This is a genomic window from Bacteroides sp. 1_1_30, from assembly GCF_020982715.1.
Lineage (GTDB): Bacteria > Bacteroidota > Bacteroidia > Bacteroidales > Bacteroidaceae > Bacteroides > Bacteroides xylanisolvens.
This window is the reverse complement of record NZ_JAJKHN010000256.1, coordinates 1-565: the sequence shown is the minus strand read 5'-3', so window position 1 is coordinate 565 and position 565 is coordinate 1. Positions and strand designations below refer to the sequence as shown.

Genomic DNA, 565 nt, shown 5'->3' with positions numbered 1-565 from the left:
ACACGGACAAGCGTACGGAATGGTTTTGAAAGTCTGGAAAAGGAAGCTCCGATACATTTTGGAAACAATCTTTTGGAGACGGATATTTGCGACTTCGCCCTATATGTTTACAGGTTTCCGATTGACAAGGATATCTGCGTACATAACATTTTCGTGACAGGGAAAGAGAAGATGGATTTTTATGTCCGGGACAACCCTAATCTGCCGGGATGTGCCAGATGGATGCACCACGGCACAGAACAGGGTAACCAATATCTGAACGCCAACGATATAAATTACTATATACCTAACGGCGGACGGATTTACCGGTATTGGAAATGCCGTTATCTTCTGCAAACTTCTGATACAGACGAGCGTTTCAGCCATTTTACAGAGGAAGAAAGACTGTACTAAGTGCAGCCTTTCTCTATATATTCGTACATAATCCCCTGAAAACTAATGATTAAAACACTTTGTCAACACACTTATTTGATATATATTTGCATGACAAAGTGAGTTATTAAAGACATATTGTTAATTGAAAGTAATAGATTGAATATGAAAGACCTGTAATATGACATCGGAA

At 39.1% G+C, this 565-nt stretch carries 1 pseudogene; it reads left to right on the top strand.

Going from position 1 to position 565, the window contains the following annotated elements:
- Positions 1-393 (top strand): annotated as a pseudogene (locus tag LPH68_RS26550) (hypothetical protein); the annotation flags it as partial.
- Positions 394-565 lie beyond the last annotated feature (172 nt).